We start from the raw sequence: 23409 nt of genomic DNA on the forward strand, positions 1-23409 counted from the left end.
GAAGCTCAAAAACCATGATCAAATTCATTCAAAATACAGGAGACTTTTTTGCAGCCAATTACTTTGACGAGGACTTTTCTAAAAAGGTGCTTGAAAAAACAGGGTATGCAGCTGATGATATTAAGGTATTCCAAAAGCGCATCACGGGACTAAAGGATAAGTACTTCAAATTTAAGAAGGCTTACCTGGAAGAAAATTGGAGAACCAAAGATAAGATCACCGAGACACATCGATTCCATACAGATGTCCTGAATGCTTTGGGTTATGCTGGTGATCAACCTGAATACACTGAGCTTTTTCATGTTGATGAAAAAACAGTCCTTCCTATTCGTCATACGCTATACCGTGGAGACAGACCTTTTTTGATGATCATGGAAATGAGAGCCCTGATCAAAGAAGGGGATGAAGATCCAGATGGTCTATTTGAACAATGTTATCATAGTGAAGAGAATAATTCCAATCCTCCTCAAAAATATCATCGCTCTCAGTGGGAAAATGTATTCAGGGTTCCTGAAGGTTTAAGTATTTCTCCAATGATCATAAATAAGGCTGTGTCAGAGCTTTTTTTGCTTGATCAACACAGAAGACCTCAGTATATTTTGCTTTGTGCGGGGAATGTATTTTACCTGTTAGAACAAGAGAAATGGTTCCGTGGGTCGTATTTAAGCTTTGATTTGGAAGAACTCTTCTCTGAAGGTGTGGTCAGTAGAGATTATTATACACTTTTCTATTTTCTCTTAGCCAAAGAAACATTAGCTCCTCAATCTGAAATCGTGCTGATGGATCAGTTGGATGAAGACTCCCATAAGTCAGCCTATGAAGTAACTCAAGATTTGAAGGAAGGAGTGATTCATGCTGTAGAGTCCTTGGCAAATGAAGCCGTATTTTTTATCAAGACACAAGATGAGAATCGAGATTTGTACAATGAACCAAGTATAAAGAGTCAAGATACTGAAATTGAGGAGGATGAATTAATAATCAATGTCGAAAATGGTGATGTCTTAGAATCGACGGATGATTCTCAAAAATCAATTAGTATAAATGCAGATACACTTAAGAATGAATGTCTGAATTATGTCTATCGTCTCTTGTTTTTATTCTATGCGGAGTCGAGAAATGATTTGGATATTTTGCCAGCAGATGACGCGGTGTATCAGCATGGGTATTCCTTGGAAATGCTCCGTGACCTGGAACAGGTTCCATTGAATACCGCAAGTTCCCAAAATGGTTATTTCTTTCACGAATCCCTTTCCCGACTATTTCAATTGCTGAGCACTGGATATAAGGAAAAAGCAGATCAGGAACGCAATCGAAGTTTCAAAGTTCGTCACTTAGATTCTCCACTATTCGATAATGAGAAACTGGAAATATTACCTAATGTCAAAATCCGAAATGTAGTATGGCAGGATGTGATCTGTCAACTTTCCCTTTCTCGAAAGCAAAAAGGTAAAACTCGTGGACGCATTTCTTATGCTAACTTAGGAATCAACCAACTCGGTTCGGTTTATGAAAGTCTCTTGGCATTCCGTGGTTTCTTTGCTGAGACAGATACCATAGAAGTCCATCGCAAGCGAAAGGATAAAGAGACCTCTGAAAAAGTAGCTCGCACTGATGGTTCTTACCTTGTACCTCGTCATCGCATCGATGACTTTGATCCCGATGAAATCTTCACAGACAAAGAAGGTGAAATCAAGATCATTCCAAAAGGGACTTTTATCTATCGCTTGTCAGGTAGGGATAGACAGAAATCTGCTTCCTACTATACCCCAGAAGTACTTACTGAGTGTACAGTAAAATACACCCTAAAACCGATCTTAGAGCGATTGGATAAAGGAGAAATGAAAGCTTTGGATCTACTTGATCTGAAAATCCTCGAACCTGCGATGGGTGCTGCGGCTTTTCACAACGAGGTGATCAACCAACTCTCTGAAGCTTACCTAAGCTATAGACAGGAGGAAATGAAACAAAAAGTTGCTCCTGATAAATACCGCGAGGAACTTCAAAAAATCAAAGCCTATATCGCGCTGAATAATGTCTATGGGGTGGATTTAAATCCTACAGCAGTCGAGCTGGGTAAGCTCTCCCTTTGGCTTAATGTGATCCATCAGGATATGCAAACACCCTTTTTCGGATACCGCTTAGGTGTTGGGAATGCTGTAGTCGGTGCTTGGCTAAAGGTTTATAAAGGCAAAGAAATTTTATTTGATGCTAAAAATAAAAGAGAGAAAAAAGAATGGTGGGATAAAGCCCCTAAGCATATACCAATCAGTGGACGAAAGGCTGATGAAATTTATCACTTCCTGCTTCCTGATAAAAACCTGGTGCCATCAGCAGGAATCAAACTGCTAAAAGAAGCCCATGGCTCAGAATCCAAATCTGTGAGCGAATGGAAAAAAGAATTTTGTAGCCCAATCCGTGAAGATGAATTCCAGCGTCTGCAGAGAATCTCCAAAGGCATAGACCTTCTTCTGGAGGAACATTATCGCTTTCAGGCCTCTATCAATGCTGAGACCAAAGTACGTGACACTTTCTTTGGTGCCTATAATGAAGGAGATCAGGTAGCTTTTAAGGATAAGAGCTACAGCGAAAAGGAAAAGCTTGCCAACAAGCGGGGCGAAACCAATGCCCCGTACTACAAGCTAAAAATGATCATGGATTATTGGTGTAGCCTTTGGTTCTGGGATATGCGTCAGGCTTCTGAACTTCCCTCAAGAAGGGAATGGCTGCAAGATATAGAAGCCATACTCCATATGGACCTGGACAACCTGGAAGCCAAGGTTCAAGAAGATGGGGACTTCCTGATTCCTCCAAAGCCGGTGCAGTCCAAGCTTTTCTCTGAAACTGAACCGCAACAACTAACCCTAAAGACATACAACAAAAACAAGGGTGAAACCCTCAAGCAACTATCCCAAAAATTGGATAAAGAGCGGGTCAGCCTTTTTACTAATACCCGTAGTCAAATCGTGCAAGAGCTCGCTGAACAATACCGCTTTTTCCATTACCAATTGGAATTTATCGAGGTATTCAAAGAAAGAGGTGGATTCGATGTGGCCGTAGGGAATCCGCCTTGGCTTAAAATTGAATTTGAGGAAAAAATTATAATGTCTGAAGTATTTCCGGAATTTTTGATTCGAAATTTATCAGCTCCAAAGATTAAGGAATTAAGGTCTAATTATTTGAAAAATAGCAAAAATAAGGAGATCTACATTGAGGATGTTCTTGCTACTGAATCATTAAGTAAATTTTCAAATAACCTTCAATCTTATGACCTTTTAAAAGGTCAGCAAGGAGACTTATATAAAAATATCCTTGTAAACACCATTAACATAATAAATTCTAATGGTTATGCCGGAATTTTACACCCAACGAGTATTTACGACGATGCCAAAGGTGAAATTTTGAGACAAGAAATTTACAGTAGATTAAAATTTATTTTCCACTTCAGAAATGAATTCAAATTATTTAAAGAAACTAACGACAAAGGAAGATTAGTTTTTGCGATAAACATTTATTCCGGAAAAATTAACAATTCAGAAAATTTTTATTTACTCTCAAATTTATTTCACCCATCAACAATTGATGGATGTTTAAGATATGGTTCAAATGGCCAAATGGCAATTAAAATCAAAGATAAGGACGGTAAATATATTTGGAATACACAATCCAATATTGACAGATTAGTCTTAATTGATAGGGATCTAATAGATATCCTAAAATCAGCTCAAGATGCAAAAATTGCTCCTAAACTTATCTACCTTCAGGCAGGAAATTTTAAAGACATTTTAACTAAAATTTCTAAAATAAAAACCAAAAAATTAAATAAAACAGATTTATTCTTTACTCTTGGTTTACATGAAACCAACGATGTTGGAGAAAACAACATGTTATTAGATATAAACCATAATACCAGGACTCCTGATATTAATAAATATGAATTCATTTATAATGGCCCTCATTTTACCATTTTAAACCCAATCTCCCAATCACCAAAAATAAACTATAAGAGCAATAATGATTACGAGTCTGTTGATTTAAGTACAATTGATGAGAATTATTTACCGAATACAAAATACCTACCTAATAAAGATGGTAATTTCACCCCTGTATTAAATAAGTTTGGGAATAACTGGTATGATTCATTTAGGTGGGCTACGAGGGCTATGGTTGGGCCAAACTCTGAGAGAACACTTCAACCTGTGATTATATCCCCAAAAACCCATCACATACACGGCGTTTTATCAATTCTTTTTAAAAATGAATTAGAGTTGTTATCATTTACATCCTTAACAGCATCCTTAATTTTTGATTTCTATGTAAAAGTTAATGGGTGGTCTAATATACAGCCTAATTCTATTGAAAAATTTCCTGTAGAATTAGGTTTTTATCATAGTGAACTAACACATAGGATACTACTGCTAAATTGCCTTAACAAGTACTACACACAACTATGGAAGCGCCATTTTAAGCAGGAGTTTAGGGAAGATTCATGGTCAAAAAATGACGATAGACTAAAATCCTTCGCTACACTTACCCCCGACTGGAGCTGGAATACACCTCTCAGGAACTGGTTTGAACGCCGTCAGGCATTGGTAGAGATAGATGTGATTACTGCCATGGCTTTAGGTCTGACCCTCGAAGAACTGATCCTAATCTACAATGTACAGTTTCCCGTCCTGCAACAAAACGAAGATGACACCTGGTACGATCAGCGTGGGAATATCGTCTTCACCTGTTCCAAAGGCCTCACCGGCGTAGGCCTCGACCGCGCCGAGTGGAACGAAATCAAGAATATGAAAGCCGGGGAAACCTACAATCACACCATTACCAAGTCAGAACTGTATCATGGCAAACAAGTAACCTACTATGCTCCATTTGACAAGTGTGATCGAGTAGAGGATTATAAGTTAGCTTGGGGAGTGTTTGAGGAGAGGTTTGGGGGGAAGGGAGTTTATTAACTATCATAAACCCAAGTAAAATTCATTAAAAACAGAATAATCACCCAACTTATGAAGAGTCAAAAAGAAGTAATAGAATTTTTAAAGGAGTTTTGGGAAGTTAAATCTCTAAAATTTCAAGCTCAATTTGCTATAAACCAAGTAAATGGCCAAGGATATTTTTATGATCTTAGACACCCTGTTAGTAGAGATTTAATTCTGCACCCTATTACTAAATCTAAAATCACATTAGGTATTCCGAAAGGAACTCAATTTGATGAAGGCACTTTTTATTGGGTTAATCTAAATGTTCCTAAAGATCATATAAGAATTCAAAAAAAAGATGAATTTTATTTTCAAGCGGACGTGAATTTTAGTCCTCCAAGAGAAGTGGATATAACTGCAGAGCAATTGATTTATCAAATTAGTGGAGATTATTATTCTGCTAAGGGAAAAGCAAGATCCGCTTTGACAGGTCTCGTTCGTAGAATCTCATCGGATGTAAATAGAAAACCTGAAACCTTTATTTTTGAGTTATTACAAAATGCAGATGACTATCCAGACTCAGGTAAAAATAAAGTAAATGTTAGATTTCAATTAAAAGGAGAATATATAATAGTTACCCATAACGGCCTTCCTTTTTCAGCCGGCAATGTAAATGCAATATGTGATGCCGACTCGGGCAATAAACAATTTGACATTGACAAAACTGGATATAAAGGAATAGGTTTCAAGTCTATTTTTAAGCTTTCAAATTATGTCATAGTTCATTCAGGGGATTATTCTTTTAGGTTTGATGAAGATTTTCATCGGCAAAAGGGTGTGGATACTGTTTGGCAATTAATCCCAATATGGACATCTATTAGTGAAATGCCAATTGAAGTTCAAAATAATGCTTTCACTTCGCCTAATGTTGCTTTTTGTATAAAACTAAAAAAGGGTAAAGTAACATTTGAGGAAATTGAAAGTATTTTTGAAAATGTATTTGCAGATGAAAGACTTCTTTTGTTTCTAAGGAATGTCAAATCAATATCGTTTTCAGGGGTAAAGTCAGAATTTACAGCGAACATAAGTGAATCTAAGTGGGAAATCAGTAGATTTTTCAAAATTGAAGTTAATGAAGATGTTAGGAGAAGACTTGATAATCTAATTGCAATAGAGGATGAAAGAATTCCTGAAAAATATAAAAATATCCAGTCCTCTTTATTGAAATTTGCAACAAGAAAAATTCTAGGAGCACCAGAAATAACTGAAAACACAAGAGTCTACGCCTATTTACCGACAGATATTAATCTTGGTTTCCCTTTTTTGATGAATGGGGATTTTATTCCAGATGGATCTCGAAATAACATTCACTCTGAATTAGAATGGAATCAGTATTTATTCGAGGAAGCCGGTAAGCAGTTTATCAATTGGCTTAATGATCTTTTTGGGAACCACAAAACAACTGAATTTCTAAAATTAATTCCTGATTTTAGCAAATTGATTCAAAATATACAGGAAAGAGATAAAATATTATTCCTTGAAAAATTCCAATCTGGATTTGAGGAAATGCTTCCTCAGGTGGCATTTCTTCCAGATTTGGATGGAAATCCCCAGAAAATAGGTGATTTGACAATAGATATCTCAGGTCTTATGGAGCTTTTAGGTGAAGCGGATTTTCGCTCTTTTTTGTCTATCAATAAACCTATATTGGATGCTGAATTTGCTGAAAGTAAAAGTCTTACTAGACTCTTTAAGACATATCAATCAGACAATATCATTCAAGAAGATGCTATTTATCATCTACTATCAAAGACTGAATTCTTAGCTTGGCTTGCTGACATTGATAATTCTTTGTCTTTTCTGAAGTTTTTAAATGAAAGAAAATTATTAAATGATTACGTAGATCAGAAAATTTTTCTTGATCAGTCAGGGGATCTAAAGGCAGCCAAAGAAATATACTTTGATCTTGGGAAAGACACTTCTTTACTGGAATGGCTGTCAGTATCAAGGCTGCATGAAAAATTAACCTCCTTAGAGTTTTTGAAACCACTTCTTAAGCAATATCAGCCAGTTTCATTTATAAAAGAAGAGATCCTTCTTTCGGCTGAGGCTAAGATGGTTGCAGCAATCTTTGAGAATAACAAAAAACTTCTTTTACTTCTTTTAAAATACCATGACCAATTAAATGAAAAGGATTTTATAGGAGAGGGTGGTTTTAAGGGTTTTCCAAGTTTTGATAGAAATACTAATCTTATCCCAAGTTTTTCACAATACCCAATTTTTTTGGGTGATGAAGAATTGATTCAATTGGTTGATAGCAGTGCTTTCCCTTCAGGTTTGGTGAAGATTCTTAACCCAGCCCTTTATTTCGACTCCACTATAAATGCTGAGAAGTTATGGACCAAATTAGGTGTTTATGAATGGAATGAATCAATCTATTTAAGATTTGTAAATTACCTATTTGAGAAGTCAGCAGCCCTTCATACGCATTTTGAGGACATGATAATTGATGAAAAATCTTATTATGGTAATACTTTGCTTTGGAGTCTTGTTGATAAAGCTTACCTAAAAGTACCACAAGAAACACAAAAAGAATTTATTCAAAATGCATCTTCTCTTCCTGTAATTGCTAAAGGTGGGAAAATAAAATCTTTGAAGGAATGTTATCTTTCCTCTGGCTATACGAATTCAGATGCCTTAGAAAAACTTCAAAATAGTTACCCCGATGCAAAAATTGAATTTGTTTCAGATGGCTATTTGGCATATGAATATAAAAAAGATTGGGGCAAAGTTTTTAGGCTCTTTAAAGTTAAAACAGATTCTAAGGATTTTATCAAAGAATATATAATTCCTAAAATCAAACAAGCGGAAGAAGATGATTATCTCACATTCACACAATTGCTTTTTGAAAACAGGGATAAATTCAAAGAAGAAATCCAACAGATTGAATGGAAAGTAATGGTTTTATCAGGAAAGTTTGTAAAAGCGTCAGAGGCGATATTGGGTAGCTACTTTCTAAATGATACCAAGATCGAAGATGTCTTACCTTCTATAAAACCTACTTTATTTGTTTCGCATGAATATGGTAAGCATAATCTGAATAACTGGGCAGATTTTTTTAGAAATATTGGTGTTCGAAGTTTTACTGAGGAAAAGGAAATTGTAGAGTTTAAAATTAAAGGTTTTCTTAGCTATCAACACCTCTTTGAAGATGAAATTCTCCACCTTGAGATTGTAAAAGAAATATTTGGTATCTATGAAAAGTCGGAATTAAGCGCAGATCAACTGAATAGCCTTAGATCACTGAGGTTAAAAAGTCAATTGGGAGTATTGGTACCGGCTGAGGATTTGTACCTGAGTAAAGAATATGGAGCCCGATTTGATCTTAGTGAGGTTCTTGAGGATCCTTTTTTGCTTTCCGAGATGATATCTTCTTGTTATAAAAGTATCAATGAGGAAATCGGAGCATTTTTGAAAAAAATAGGTATTTCTGATGGAATCAAATTTATTGAAAAGGAAAGAATAAGTGCTTCTGAAGCTCCAAAGGATTTAATTTCAGAATTGAAATCAGCTAATCAATTGGTTAATACAATGTCTAATGTCAATGGAGATGATCATTATATTAAACCTTGGATTAGTCTTGGGAAAATAGAGCACATTACCTCAAATAGATTTGCGAAAGCCTTTTGGCAGTCTATCTTAGAAAACAATAATTTTCAAAAGCTCTTGGGTACCAATGCTGTTTATTATTGGCAATTAGCAGGAAGAGAAAATACTATTAAAATAATAAATTATCTTTTTTTAAAGATTCTTGCTTCTCCAAGTATTCCAACTAAAGGTGGTTCAATGGAATATCCAAGCAAGCTTTACAGCTTGAAATACAAGGATATTATTCCAAATCAATGCTTAATACCTGCTTTTGATTTTAGTCAGATCAGGATAGAAGACAGGACACTTGAAGAGCTTTTGGGAATTAGACGAGAGCTGGACTTGAACGCCTGTCTTGAAATAATTAAAACTAAACCGTCATTACATTATTTGAAAGAACATCAAATTTGGAAGAATTTCATAAAATATATTAAAGAGGAGGATCGCCTTTTAACAGAGGAAGAGAAAGTGAAATTTATGGAGTTCGTAAATTCTGGATTTCTGCCTAATCAAAGGGGAGAATGGAAAGCTATCGACAGCCTTTTTGTAGTAGATCCAAATATTGACACAGGCATTACAAAGGATTCTAGTTTAATCCATGATGATTTGAAAAAAATGGCTGATAAATTTAGAATTAAAGTTCTTTCATCTGAAGACTTCAAACCTGAATTTAAAGACCCAATCAATGAAGGGTTTAAGGATAGACTTCTTTCGAGGTTGAAATATATCAGCTTGTTAGAATCACCATATAATGTAGAAGAAAAGATCCAACAGTTACAAGTTTTGGTAAATCCATTGACTTTTTTTAAAACAAAAAAAATAGAATTAGCATGTTATAAAACTACGCCTCCAATAGTTAATACTGAGAAACAGTTTCTCCATTTGGATAATAAGGTTTATTATTTGAGACATTGGCAAAGTGTTAATGCTATTGAACTTTTTGAGTTTCTGGGAGGCTTGCTAAATCTTAAAAAGGTAAATAGGAAAACATTAATTGATTTATTAATACTTTCAGAAGACGACGTGCTTGATCTACTTGAGGAAAAGGGTATTAGCTATCCTTCAGAATGGAAGAAAGATAAAATAGACGAGTTAAAGGATAAAACCCGTTCTCTTGTGTCCAAAGAGTACAAGGAAGAATTAATAAATGGAGTTAAGGAACCCACTTCAAATTATGAAAAAGGGCCTGATAATAAACCCGATGGTAATTTATCTAAGAGTCATGTAAATAAGGTTGGAATATCTGACACCGAAAAGGATGATTATGAAGTTTCTTATTCCCAAGAAGAAGAGGAGGCTATTATGAGAGTCTTTGGAGATAATGCACCGAAAGATTTTAGGAAAGATGTCAATCTTGCAGCCATGATCAAGGGGTTGTCTTATCTTCATTTTAATGGTTACGATATAACTGAAGCAGAACAGAATTTGGTTGAATCACATCATTTCTCTCAACTATTTCCAGTATTTAAAGACGGAAATGCCTACAAAGTTAAATGCCGCTCTGCAGCTAAAGGACTGTTGTATTTGAAAGCTTCCACTTGGAAAGAATTGGAACATCCAGATACATTTCTTTATGCTTGGATGGGTCCAGGTTTCTCAGATGCTAAGTTCTGCAAATCAAGGGAAGAAGTTATCGATGATATAAAAGCAGATTATCAAGTTCTAAGAATTGAAGCCAAGCCTTCTGTTTCGGTACTTGATAGTTTTATGGATGGTACCATTGATCCTCAAGAGATAATGTTGATAGTAAGAACAAAATTTAAAGAAGAATATCGTGGTATATTTGAAAATATCCGAAAAAAGGAAAAAACTGATAGTATAGAGAAATTAAATATTGGAAATGAAGATGAAGATTAATCAGAATAATTTCCCTAACGACGCTCATCAGGAATTTTACAGATGGCAAATAGAACTTCAAGAAGAAGAATGGAAGAGGTATGCCAATTCACGAATGAAAATTCTGATGGAGGAGGGTAAATTATTTCTTGGAAGAATTTGGGGAACAACAGCAGAAGGAAATGTAGTCTTAAGGTATAAAAGCGATTCAGTACCAAGGATAAAACAAGAGTATGAATTGTGTTTTGTGGGACCAGATGCACCGAACTCCTTGTCTGATTGGGGGTTCACTTACAGTACCTTCAGGAGCTCAGAGAAACCGAGGCTTTCTTCAATTAATACAGCGGTAAAAACAGTTGGGTTTTTAAAATCTGATGATGAAAAATGGACGTATGTATTAGTTTCTAATTTTGATTTAGCACTTTTAAGTGATGTAAAAGAAAAATATTTAAATCAAAAAGTTCATCCCAGAATTGTTCTTGCGGCTCCAGATCCACCATTAGATTATCTTAATAACCTTTTAACATTTGTAACCAATTTTCCAGGTAATGAGACTTTAAATGTAAACATCAGAAAAGGTGAAAAAACTTGGAAACCGGTGAATCTCGACAACTCAAAGGATATATCATCAGATATTATTGATTTGCTTGATTCAAACGATCAGGTGATTATTCAAGGCCCCCCAGGCACTGGCAAATCCTATTTAGCTGCTCAAGTTTGCGATCATTATTTAAACAACAAGAACTCGGTTTGTTTGACCGCCTTAACAAATAATGCGCTTAAGGAGATTGCCCAGCAGCCAGGTTTACAAATGGCTCTTGAGAAAGGGGTGGTCTACAAGACTAACCTATCTTCAGATGAAAAAAGGAAGGTTCCAGCCCTGAAGTCCATTGCCTCTATTACTCCAATACAAGGAGAACTACTCTTGTCAACTTATTATCAGCTTTCGAAGAAAATTTTTGAACTGATACAAGAAGGTAAAAGATACGACTTACTTATAATAGAAGAAGCATCACAAGCATTTCTTGCAACAATTGCTATGTTCAAGGAGCTTGCCATTAAAGTCTTAATTATTGGAGATCACAAACAGTTACCTCCAATGGTTTTGAAAAGAGAAATAGCAAATGAAATCCATGAAAGTGTTGATAAGATCATTGACGGGCTAAAAACCTTTGCTTTTAATCAAGATGGGCTTTCTTATAGACTGACAAAATCCAGACGATTATCGAAATCCTCTGTAAAGTTAACTGGAATTTATTATGATAATTCTTTAGAGAGTATTTCAGACTTTCAAGATAACAAAAATCTCAATACTATTTATAATGCTCTTTTTACTAATGAAGGTGGAGTATCTATTGCGAAAATACCAATTGCAATCAAAATTAGAAGCCAAATAGATATCAATTTGATCGTTGCTAAAATTGGAGCCGATTTAGTGAATTTGAATAAAAATATTGAAGTTGCTTTGTTGACACCTTATGTAGACTATGAAAAAAGCATTTACTACCATTTTAGTAAGCTGTCAAATAAATTTAAAAGAACAACGATCAGCACCATCCACAGAGTTCAAGGAATTACGGTGGATTATACCATACTTTACCTTCCATTAAAAAATGCAGGAGGATTTGATCTGAATGATAATCTTTTCAATGTTGCTACAAGTAGAGCAAAAAAGGGGACATTGATTATCACCTCTGAAGAGATTGATTTTATAAGTTCGAAGTCAGTGGAAACATCCTTATTTTTAGATAAGGTTGAAAATAAGACAGAAGAATTTAAGAAGCTATGTTTGTAAACACACAAAAAGAAAGAGCCTTAATACAGATATCATTTATACTTAATAACCAAATCAATAAATTAGTCTGGGAAATAGAATTGAAAAAAATAAGTCCAATAAGTAAGATCCATCATTTTTAAAATTAATCAAAATCAAAAAAAGTAATCATCAAGAATGCTAAGTTTACAACAAGCCATTGAGATCAAGGAGTCAATTTTAGCCTATCTAAAGGCTACATTTACTTTTCAAGACAAGAAAGTACATAAAGCATTCTATGACTTTATTACCCACCCTGTAGATGGCATGTTTAAGGGACCCTATCTTTCACTTCGGTTACCTTTTGTCAAAGCTAATCAAGAAGAGATAGAGAATGTGCCTTTGACGATCAAGCCTGACTGGCCACCTTATGATCATCAAGTAAAAGCATGGCATAGATTAAGTACAAGGGATAAAAAACCTGAACCCACATTGATTACTACTGGAACAGGTTCGGGCAAAACAGAGTCTTTTTTGTTTCCAGTATTGGATTATTGCTACCAACAGAAGCATCGTTTTGGTATTAAGGTGATCATTCTCTATCCAATGAATGCTTTGGCAACGGATCAGGCAGAACGTTTGGCTGATGCTATTTTTGGAGACCCAAGACTGAAGGGAAGTATCACAGCAGGACTTTTTATTGGAGAAGGGAAAGGCAATAAGAACTTCCCTACTACGATGGGTCCAAAAAATATTATCGAGAACCGTGAGACTATTCTTGGTTCACCTCCTGATATCTTATTGACCAATTTCAAGATGTTGGATTACGCTTTGATGAAGGCTAATTATCACGATCTCTGGGCAGGGAATCTTCAGGACATAGACTTACTTCAGTTTCTTGTTTTAGATGAACTACACACCTATGATGGGGCACAGGGGACTGATGTTGCCAACCTGATCAGAAGACTGAAGTTAAAGATTAATCTACCAAAAAATCATCTTTGTCCTGTGGGTACATCAGCCACAATAGGTTCAGGTCTTGAGGCCCCACAGCTTTTGGCAGAATATGCTTCCAAAGTTTTTGGAGAAAAAATTGAAAGTGATTGTGTGGTTTCGGAAAAAAGACAAAAAATTGAAGATTTTTTTGAAACAGGAGATGGCTTAAGAGACCAAAATCCAAGCATCAAAGCACTCAAGGAAAGCAGTCCGTCAGCAGATGAACCTTTTGAGGTTTTCGTGCAAAAGCAGCTTCAAATTTGGGGATTGTCCGAAGAAAATTTATCCCATCAATTACGCGAACTCCGTATTGTAAGAGACTTGGTGGAAGTACTGAATGAAAGGGAGGGCATTTTTACGCTTGACCAGTTGGCTAAAATGCTGTCAAATAAAAATGTAAACTTCAGAGACACTTATCCTCAATGGAGTGAGTCACTAAAGTTTAGTCCCAAAGAAGCAATGATTCAGTCACTTTTTGCCATTATAACACAAGCCAAGGAATTGGATATATTGAGTGGAAAAATATCTCCATTTCTTTTTGCCCAGACTCAGCTTTGGATCCGAGAACTTAGTGGTTTGTTAAGAGCTGTGGAGACTAAGCCACGTTTTACTTGGAAAGATCATGTAAGCCCTGAAGAGAATACTTTGGCGATGCCTCCCTGGTTTTGCAGGGAGTGTGGAGCCTCAGGTTGGTTAGGAGTGAAGCATGATAATAAAGAGCGCTTTGAAAAGGATATCAATGATGTATATGGGAAGTTTTTTGAAAACCATAAACATATCTACTTTTTCAATGAAACAGGAAGGTTCTCCAATGCAGATGCAGTAGCAGTTGGCTATGAACCTACGGATCACTTTAGAACCAATGTGAGCTCGGAAAATTTAGAATTTCACACTAAATACCAAGAGGGTAGAGTTGATATTTCTGCCTTCAGAAAACTCAACACCAATAAAAGGTCTGAGCATTATTGTCCTGAATGCAATACAAAAAACACTGTTGCTATCATAGGTACTCGTATCCCGACACTTAGTTCGATTGCGGTAAGTCAGACGCTTTCTACAGATCTTGATGGACAAAATGAAAAACAAAGAAAAGTATTAGCGTTTACCAATGCAGTACAAGATGCAGCACATCAAGCAAGTTTTGTAGAAGCAAGAAACTACCGCTTCACATTTAGATCATCACTTCAAAAAGTCATCAATCAACAGGAGGGAGCAGTTAATTTATCTCAGCTCGCAGATAACTTTATTAAGTACTGGAAATCAAATTCGGATGAAAGTGGTGTTAATTCATTAGATGCATTTTATTACAGATTCTTTCCTACCGATTATTTGGGAAAATCTTCACCACGGGATTATGTTGATCATGGTAAATATTCTCAGGTATTTCAAAAAGAATTTGACCATAGAGTAAGGTGGGAAATATATGCTGAATTTGGTTATAATTCTTTAATTGGACGAACACTCGAAAAAACGGGTTCATCAGGTGTGTTTTTTGATAAGGAGGCACTTTCCAAAGTTTGGGAAAGGGTTAAACCTTGGTTGGTCGATAATGAAGTGTCACAATCAATTCAGGAAGAAGATTTTAATAAGTTCCTTGCCTTGCTTTTACATCGAATACGAAGTAGAGGAGGAATCAATCATGTGTTTTTTGATAAGTTTAGAGAAAAAAGCTTAAGTCTTTTCGATCTCAATTGGAATAAAGACAAGCGTCATTTTTTGAACAAAAGATTTCATCCAAGAAACCGTTTGCCAAAATTACTCACTTTTGAAAAAGAAACGAGAGGAATATTAGATAGCAGTTTTGCAACTACAAACAACTGGTTCCACAGCTATTTCAAGAAGTCATTTCAAATGACTGGTAATCACTCTGATTTTCTAAATGAATTTTACACCCAGGTGATTTCTGCATTAGAGGATGTAGAAATCTTAGACAGAAAATCAGCCGGGAATCAAGTGAACTTTGCTATCAAACCTGAAAGCTTGAGGGTGAGTAAGAACGTAAGAACTTTACGCTGTGATTCATGTGAACATGAAGTATATACAGCAGATGCTTACTTGGGGATTGAAGGCGGAAAATGTTTGATGTATAAGTGTTCCGGAACTTATGCCCAAATTGATACAGGAGAAGTGGTTGCTGAACCAAATTACTATCAATTAGTCTATAATAGGAACAGGTCTCCAAGAATTTATGCTGCTGAGCACACAGGTCTTTTAGAACGTAAGCCAAGAGAGCTCCTTGAAAAAGACTTTAAAGAAAGGCCTAAGTTTAATTCCAAAAATGTAATGGTTGCTACCAGTACCCTTGAAATGGGTATTGATATAGGTACGCTTAATACAGCAATAAATAATTCCATACCACCTCTACCATCCAACTTTTTACAACGTGTAGGTCGAGCAGGACGTAAGTCAGGCTCAGCTTTATTGGTGAATTTTGCCCAAAGCAAATCGCATGATTTGTTTTATTACCAAGCGCCTTTGGATATGATGGCAGGAGAGGTGAATACACCTGGTTGTTATCTTGAAGCCAAAGAAATCTTAAAGAGACATTTCTTCGCATATTGTATAGATAGCTGGACATCAGCAGATCATAAGGCGAATAATATTCCTCCAAATATCAGGTTCTTAAAGCTTACTTTAGAGAGCCTCCAAAGTGCTGATTTTTTTATGAATAGAATCTTGAATTTTGTTAAATCAAAAGAAGAAAAGCTATTTGAACGCTTCAAGTTACAATATGAAAATGAGGTTGATGATGAGGTTTTCATTGGACTTCAGCAAAATTTGAAAAGTGATCAATTCTATCATTACCATCGAAATATTTTTGACAGTTTACGAAAAGAGATTGCTGATATACAAGAAAAAAGGGCTGAATTGCTAAAAAGAATAAAGGAATCTAATTTGGGTGAGGGCGATCCTGAACGTAAAGAACTGGAGTCTGAAGCAAGGAACCTGAACGGAATCATCCATAGTATTCGTAAAAGAAATACCTTGGAATTCCTTACTAATGTGGGGGCTTTACCAAACTATGCATTTCCAGAGACGGGAGTCACTTTGTTGGCTAAGGTACTGGGTAATCAAGCGGAAGAGAGCACCAAAGCACCAATCAGTAAAGATTTTGAAATCGTCAGAGGTGCAAGTCAAGCAATAAAAGAATTAGCTCCTGACAACTATTTCTACTCCCAATCTTATAAGTTTAAAGTATCAGGTTTAAATACTTTTGATTGGACTGATAATCACAATTTTCATCTCAAGCGCTTCTGTTCCAATTGTGATCATTTGGAAATTGGTGTTGGTGGTACTTCAGAACCTAATTGTCCAAAATGTAAAGATCCGTCTTGGGGTGCAGCGTCAAATCTTCATTATTTCGCAAAACTTACGAGTGTCAAGTCTTTTAACAATGAAGCTGATGCATTTTTAAAGGATGACAAAGAAGACAGGGATAAAATCATTTATCAAGTCAATAGGCATTTCGAGTTCAAAGTGAATCATTCTGCTGGGGCCTGGGCAATGAAGGAAATTCCATTTGGGATTGAATTTGTAAAAAATGTTACAATCACAGATGCCAATCTGGGGAAGCATGGTCAAATTGATGCAAGAAAAGTTAAAATTAATAATGCTGAAGTTCCTGCTCACGGTTTTGTAACGTGTAGGTATTGTGGTAAATCATCTTCTGATATAAGGGATGGAAATTACAAGTTTCATTATGGTTACTGTAAGCACAAAGGGAAAGAATATAAAGGTAAATCTGATGATGTTTTTGCAGAGGTTTTTCTTTTTAGGGAAGTTCAGACAGAGGTGTTAAAAATATTATTGCCTGTTCAAGACTTTAATTCTGAAGCAGAAATCAAAATGTTTCAAGCCGGAATTGAGTTGGGATTAAAAAAATATTTTAATGGTAATCCTCAGCATATAGCTATTTCTGAATATCGAGAATTTAATCACCATACAGGAAAGTTTGATCGATACTTAGTACTGTATGATACTGTCCCTGGAGGTACAGGATATTTAGAGAAGCTTTTTGACTTTTCGAATTTTAGCAAACTCCTCAGTTTAGCATATTATGAAATAAAGAACTGCTCGTGTCAGCATCATGGAAAGGATGGTTGTTACAGATGTATTTATTCTTACAGCAATCAGTACTATCAGTCTGACTTGAGTAGAGAGCGTGCAGAGAAACGTTTCGCAGAGATTGTTCAGAAATCAGAAAGCTGGGAGTCTGTACCTCAAGGTTTGGGGAAAATCACGGCAAGTGGTCAGATTGAAGAATCTGAATTAGAAGAAAGATTCGTTAGAAGCTTAAGAATTTTAGCCGAAAATAAAGAAGAGTGGTTTTTCGAGGATATCAAAGAAGATGGTAGTGTTAGCTATATTCTGAAATATAAGAGCGCATTTTCGTCACTCACATTCCATATCAGGCCACAGGTAGTTCTTGGACCACAATATGGAGTTAGGTTTATTACAAGGACAGATTTCTTAATTATTTGCACATCAGCAAGTTTCAATGGAAATGGCTTCGATGATTTAGAAAGGATACCTCGGATTGCGATCTACTTGGATGGTTTTCAATATCATGCTTCAGCTGAGAATAATAGGTTTTTAAATGATTTGGAAAAACGTCAAGGTATAATAGAGAATGCTCAATATCTAACATGGACATTGACATGGGAAGATGTAGAACGGTTTGATGCCAGCTTTCTTGGAGGTGAAGAGATAAAGAAAGCAGAAGACTTCCTTTTTAAATTATCAAAACAAGAGGGATACAAAGAAACCAAGAAGAAGATATTGGAAAACTTTGGCTCGAAAGATCCAATAAAAGTGTATGATGCAAAAAATAATTTTGAAAGGTTATTGACTTTGTTAAAATTCCCCATCAAGAATGAGGTATCGTTCCATTATGCATGGAGTCTAAATTTACTTGTCTATCAAAAGAAATTATTTTCTCCAAGTTTTCATCCTGATCATATTCAAAGAGTGTTTTTTGAAGATGATTATTGGAATCAATATGCCATAGATCAAAGGACTCAAGATGCTTTAATTCCATTTGAGGGAGTTCCTTACGGATCATTGTTTGAAATGAAAGCAGCAGTGAACCTGAAAAAGTGGGAAATATTCTCTCACTTTAAAATTAAAGCAGCGGAAAATATAGATAAGGAAGAATGGAATCGTTTCTGGGTTTTATTCAATATGCTTCAGATTGCTGATTTTGTTGAAGAAGATACAGGTATAGAGAAGATTGAATCACATTATAGCCTTGAAGAGCTATTATTAAACTTTCCTGATATCATTTATCATGATGTTTTGACTAAACTATACCACAAGAATTATATCAAAAGCCAAGAGGAGGAAATAAGATTATATACAGCATTAGATGACGAGGGGAATCCATTGGCAGAAGCAGAATTAATAATTGATCATTTAAAGTTGGTTATTGGACCAATTGGCGATCAAAGTGCTAAATATTTTGAGAGTATAGGATACCGAATTGGAAATCAAGAAGAATTAAAAAATATTGAGATATGAAGTTATTGTTTTACGACAAGTTTTTTGAATCATTGATAGAATTGCCAAAGGGAATTCAGAAAAAAGTGATTGATTTTCAGAGGAAATTTAGGGATAATTCTAAGTCTGCTGCCATTCATTTGGAACCAATTCAAAGTTTCAGAGATAGTTCACTAAGGTCTGCAAGAGTAGATCAAACTTATCGGGCAATTATAAAGGTGCCTGAGTCAGGTGAGACATACTATTTGCTGTGGATTGATCATCATGATAAGGCTTATGAATGGGCCTCCAATAAGGTTTTCCAATGGAATGAAAACACCCAAAGCATGCAGGTGTTCACCGCTCCCGAAGTATTGGAAGAGCAGAGTGAAATTACGGTTGAATCGGATCTTGTAAACGTTGATGGATTGTTCAAAGATTTTGATGATCAAGATTTATTGAAAATTGGGGTTCCAGCAGTATTACTCCCTTCCATAAGAGGTATATTTAACCTTGATGATTTGGAGAAAATTGAAAAATTTATTCCTCAGGATACTTTTGAAAACCTTTTTTATCTTGCTGATGGTGCAGGTATTGAACAGTTGATTTTTGAAATAGAAGAGGGAAAAGCAAGCTCTGTGATTGAAGAAGAGCAGGTTCGAAGTATAAATAATCAGCGAAGTTTTATTGAGTTAACTGACGATGATCTATTCAATGAAATTTTAGAGGGTAATCTAAAAAAGTGGAAATACTATTTACACCCTTCACAAAGAAAACTGGTGACAAGTTCATTCACTGGAACTGTTAAAGTTTCAGGAGGAGCCGGCACAGGTAAGACGGTAGCTGCTCTTCATAGAATGAAATTTCTTGCGGAAACAAGGAGCGCTGGTGAAAAAATTCTTTTTACAACTTTTACCACAGCACTCACCACCAATTTAAAGAATTTAGCCAATGATCTTGAAATAAATCTTTCGGACATTACAATTTCTAATATTGATGCGCTTGCTTTTGATTTAGTGAAAGAGTTTTTCTTAGTCCCAAGACAATACAAGGTCTTTGGGATGAATAATATTAAGAAACCAGAGGAGATATGGGAAGAAGTGTTGGGGGCTGTTTTAACGTCTTTTGATGCTGAATTTTTAATCAAGGAATATACCGATATCATTTTGTATCATGATGTCAAAAGCCTTGTAGAATACCTTAAAGCTCCCCGTATGGGAAGAGGTAAAGCGATAAGCAGGACTCAAAGAAGAGATATATGGACGTTAGTCGAAAAATATAATAGTGCTAAAGCTCAATATAACTATTACCATAAAGAAGAAATGTACAACATGTTGGTTAATTTCCTTAATGAACATGATACAAAAGTATATGATTATGCTTTAGTAGATGAATTACAAGATTTTTCAAATGTTGAGCTTCGTGTTGTTAGAGCACTTGTAGGAGAAAAGGCAAATGACCTTTTCTTGGTTGGTGATCCACTCCAGAAAATTTATGATAAACGAATAAATTTCACCCAAGCAGGAATTAATATTAGGGGAAAACGAAGCCGAAGGTTGAGAATTAATTATAGAACAACAGAAGAAATTAAAAAGCTTGCAATGTCTATCGTCAATGACGAGCACTATGATGACTTTGATGGACAAGAGGAGGAAAAAGGAGGGTATGTTTCCTTATTCCATGGTCAACTTCCACAATATAAAATCTTTCATTCCAAGGATGAAGAGATTGATTTTGTATTACTTGAAATCGGGTTACTCTTGGAAGGAGAATATAAGCCAGAAGAGATCACAATTTCTTCAAGAACCAGAAATGGTCTTAAAGATTTTAAGTCCAAGCTTCATATTTTGAACATACCATACACCGAATATGAAAACGGGAAGAAGGTTGGACATCAAAATGGTATTAATCTTTTGACCTTTCACAACATTAAGGGGTTGGAGTTTAAACAAGTTTTCTTGGTAGATGTGAATAATAGAAGCTGTCCAAAGTATTTCGAAGAATTAGAGAATTGGTCAGAATCGGATAGACTTAGCTATTTCAAGAATGAAAAATCACTTTTATACGTAGCTGTTTCTCGCGCTATTCAGAGGGTTTCGATAACTGGAATCGGCAGTAAGTCTAAGTTGGTTCGGATTTGAAAAAGTAATTTTATGCCTTCAAGTGCTAAAATTAAAAAAATCCATAATGATGGTTGTTTTTAAGAAGTGAAGAGAATAAAACATGAATATCCGCCTACTTGAACGTAGGCGGATATTCATGTTTATCAATTAAAAAGCAGTAAAATTAAGGGATGGAATTTATTTTTATTCAATTTCAAACCTAAAACTTACACCCTCTTCCCCTTTCCTGCCTTGGGAATTTTGGGACTGTTTGGAAGGTTGACAGCGACCTTGCTCTCTAATTTTTCCTTATAGTTCAGGTCTTTTTTCCTGACTTCGACAGTCGTCAGTCCCATTTAATCGTAAGGTTTTGATAGATAATGTTTTATATTTTTTTTTTTTTTTTTTGAATTTGGGTGTCCCAGAGGTAATTTTGATTACTTTTAAGCATGTTTGTCCGCAAAAAGCCCAATAAAAGTGGCAAGATCAGTGTTCAGGTAATAGACAAGGTAAGGGGAAGTTATAAAGTCGCCAAAACCATAGGCAGTAGTTCCGATCCTGCAGAAGTTGAAGAGCTTTTTTCTTTGGGAGAAGAGTGGATCAGGAATTATAAAGGCATTATTGACATTCCCTTCAACAGTGAAGAACAGGTTGCAGAATCTGTCTTGGAAAGTGTAGAAAACATTACTGTTTCAGGTACAGAACTCCTCCTGAATAAGATATTCAATGATATTGGGTTCAACGTAATAAAAGACGATATTTTTAAGTGGCTTGTTTATTCCAGGATATGTTTTCCGGCCAGCAAACTCAAGACCTGCGAATACCTGCAGACCTATCATGGCCTTGATTTTCATGTTCAGGATCTATACCGGTATATGGACAAGCTTTACAACAATTATAAAGAGATAGTACAGCTGATCAGTTTTGGTCACACCAAGAAAATACTGGGAGGAAGTATCAATATTGTCTTTTACGATTGTACCACACTCTATTTTGAAGTAGATCAGGAAGATGATCTCAGGAAGACCGGTTTTTCCAAAGAAGGCAAGCATCAGAATCCCCAGATAGTTTTGGGTTTACTGGTAGGTCTTGATGGGTACCCTTTGGCTTATGAGATTTTTGAGGGCAATAAGTTTGAGGGGCATACCATGATTCCGGTAATAGAGACATTTAGGAAAAAGTATAATCTGCCCGCCCCGATAGTTGTGGCAGATTCTGATTTGCTTTCCAAAAGCAATATCAAAGAATTACTTGATAACGGATATGAGTTCATTCTTGGGGCTTGTCTTAAGTCTTCCGGCACTAATCAAAAAAACAAAGTGTTAGCTCTAGAGCTGGAAAATGGAGAGAGTGTTTCTGTGGATTGGGAAGAGAACCTTAGAATGGTTGTGAGCTACTCGGAAAAGAGGGCCAAAAAGGATAAGATCAACAGGGAAAAAGGGCTTAAAAAGCTCGAAAAACAGTTAGCTACAGGGAAACTCAACAAAACCCACATCAACAACAGAGGCTATAACAAATACCTAAAAATGGAAGGTGAGATAAAGATTGCCTTGGATATGGAAAAGTTTGAACAGGATGGGCAATGGGACGGTCTCAAAGACTACATCACCAATACAAAGCTTGACAAAGAACAGGTGATTGAGAATTACAACAACTTATGGAAGATTGAAAAGGCCTTCAGAATAACCAAAAATGATATCAAAGTAAGACCAGTTTTCCATTACAAGCAAAGGAGAATAGAAGCCCATATCAGCATTGCATTCGTAGCTTACAAGGTCTACAAGGAACTCGAAAGGCAGTTGAATGAAAAAGAAGTAAACCTTTCACCACAAAAGGCAATTGAAACAGCAAAAGGTATTTACACAGTAGAAATCCAACTCAAATCAACAGGTAAAAAGCTGAGGAAAACCCTGTTTTTGAACGAGGGTCAGCAAAAACTGGCAAAAATGTTCGATTTTTGATTTTGGGTGTCCCAGTGTCGAAGTCAGGACAGGCAATACAATATGGATCAAATTGTAGAGGCATATGAATATGTTGAAACTGGCCATAAGACTGGCAATGTTATATTGAAAATAGCAGACTGAAGGGTTGTTTCCTGAATAAAACGATCAATTCATTTTATTTCCATCAATTAGTTTTAGTAAATTTTTTACACAAATTAGGAAGATCAAAACCTTAAACTAACCTTTCACGTCTCAGTATTCATAACCAAAAATATCATCAGCATGAAACACCTTTTTAAATTTGCACTAGTAGGTTTTGTTTTAATTTTAGGCTGCAACACAGAAGATGATTCCCCAAACATGTTATCAGTATTGGGTGAGTGGGAGTTGGCCGAAGTAGGCTTTCAATGGCAGGCAGACCCAGATGACTTTGAACTTCCTATTGATAGGTATCAGTTTAATCAGAACAATACGTTTAGTAGGATTAGAGAGTCTGATAGCGGGGTCAAAAATGCCAGTGGAACTTATGTAATAGAACCTGCAACTGAGGAGGATGTAAATGCCTTGTTTTATATTACATTGGATTATGAGCAAGGAGAAGAAATGATAGGAAATTGTGAAGGAGGTGGATATGAGGAGGGAAAAGAATATTTATTTATTAACTCGGAAAAAAGACTAAGAAATACATGGGATCAATGTGATGGTCCAACCTATATTTATGATAAAATTGAGTAAAA

At 35.7% G+C, this 23409-nt stretch carries 8 protein-coding genes; 7 read left to right on the forward strand and 1 reads right to left on the reverse strand.

All coding sequences use genetic code 11. The features are described 5' to 3' along the window. Positions 1-14 precede the first annotated feature (14 nt). From MM236_RS02015 to MM236_RS02035, 5 genes are all read left to right on the forward strand, one after another. On the forward strand, positions 15-4955 hold the full coding sequence (locus MM236_RS02015) for an Eco57I restriction-modification methylase domain-containing protein (RefSeq protein WP_241273259.1): 4941 nt from the start codon (positions 15-17) through the stop codon (positions 4953-4955). A gap of 51 nt (positions 4956-5006) precedes the next feature. After that, positions 5007-10424 (forward strand): sacsin N-terminal ATP-binding-like domain-containing protein, encoded by a 5418-nt coding sequence (locus tag MM236_RS02020; protein WP_241273260.1) that lies wholly within the window; start codon positions 5007-5009, stop codon positions 10422-10424. Further along, positions 10408-12198: an AAA domain-containing protein gene (locus MM236_RS02025; protein ID WP_241273261.1), complete on the forward strand. Its 1791-nt coding sequence runs from the start codon at positions 10408-10410 to the stop codon at positions 12196-12198. Before MM236_RS02020 ends, MM236_RS02025 begins: the two co-directional genes overlap by 17 nt. Positions 12199-12354: 156 nt before the next feature. Further along, the gene (locus MM236_RS02030; RefSeq protein WP_241273262.1) at positions 12355-18669 is read left to right on the forward strand and encodes a DEAD/DEAH box helicase; all 6315 of its coding nucleotides are present in this window, start codon (positions 12355-12357) and stop codon (positions 18667-18669) included. Then, on the forward strand, positions 18666-20768 hold the full coding sequence (locus MM236_RS02035) for a UvrD-helicase domain-containing protein (RefSeq protein ID WP_241273263.1): 2103 nt from the start codon (positions 18666-18668) through the stop codon (positions 20766-20768). The genes MM236_RS02030 and MM236_RS02035 overlap by 4 nt, the downstream gene beginning before the upstream one ends. A gap of 188 nt (positions 20769-20956) precedes the next feature. Here MM236_RS02035 and MM236_RS19675 read toward each other — a convergent pair whose 3' ends face one another. Next, positions 20957-21085: a hypothetical protein gene (locus MM236_RS19675; RefSeq protein WP_255742279.1), complete on the reverse strand. Its 129-nt coding sequence runs from the start codon at positions 21083-21085 to the stop codon at positions 20957-20959. Between the two features lie 93 nt (positions 21086-21178). Here MM236_RS19675 and MM236_RS02040 point away from each other — a divergent pair, with 93 nt between their 5' ends. Beyond that, a complete protein-coding gene (locus MM236_RS02040; protein WP_241273264.1) occupies positions 21179-22690 on the forward strand; it encodes an IS1634 family transposase in 1512 nt (503 codons plus the stop codon). Positions 22691-22954: 264 nt separating this feature from the next. Then, on the forward strand, positions 22955-23407 hold the full coding sequence (locus tag MM236_RS02045; RefSeq protein WP_241273265.1) for a hypothetical protein: 453 nt from the start codon (positions 22955-22957) through the stop codon (positions 23405-23407). Positions 23408-23409: the final 2 nt, after the last annotated feature.

Source organism: Belliella calami, assembly GCF_022549695.1.
In the GTDB taxonomy this organism is placed as follows: domain Bacteria; phylum Bacteroidota; class Bacteroidia; order Cytophagales; family Cyclobacteriaceae; genus Belliella; species Belliella calami.